Raw genomic sequence first — 616 nt, forward strand, 5'->3', positions numbered from 1 at the left:
TTCTCGCCCCATTAAATATGCCATTTGAACATCCGTTAGTGGAAATGGTTCATGTATATTATCTGGATCTGGTGTCAGTTCTGAATAATGAACCACTTGTGCTTCATAACCATCTGCGAGTAGTTGAGCTAATAATTCAACTGTATTATTTTCTAGGAAGTCTCGTAAATTTATATCGATTCCTAGCTCCTTGCTAATGCGTGTTCGAATTTGCACCATAAGAATGGAATTGCCACCGAGTTCAAAGAAATTATCTTGAATTCCAATTCTCTCTGCTCCTAATACTTCTTCCCAAATATGAACCAGTTTCTCTTCTATTTCATTACGTGGTGCCTCATATTGCAATTCCATGTCAGCCTTTGTATTCGGTTCAGGTAATGATTGACGATCTACTTTTCCATTTGGCGTAAGTGGCATCTCGTCTAACTCAATAAAGTAGGTTGGGACCATATACTCTGGCAACTCACGCAACAGATATATACGTAATTCTTCCATTGTTAATTCTTCATCATCACTAACATAATAGGCACACAAATATTTTTTACCAAGATAATCCGAATAATCAACTACTACTGCGTTTTGTACAAAATCATGTGCAAGTAATCTCCCACTGATT

At 36.9% G+C, this 616-nt stretch carries 1 protein-coding gene; it reads right to left on the minus strand.

All coding sequences use genetic code 11. The features are described 5' to 3' along the window. Nucleotides 1-616, minus strand: a 616-nt coding sequence (locus tag JFL43_RS16855; protein ID WP_234447856.1) for a phosphopantetheine-binding protein, incomplete at both ends; no start/stop codon positions are given.

Origin of the sequence: Viridibacillus soli (assembly GCF_016612995.1) — a bacterium.
Classification (GTDB): domain Bacteria; phylum Bacillota; class Bacilli; order Bacillales_A; family Planococcaceae; genus Viridibacillus; species Viridibacillus soli.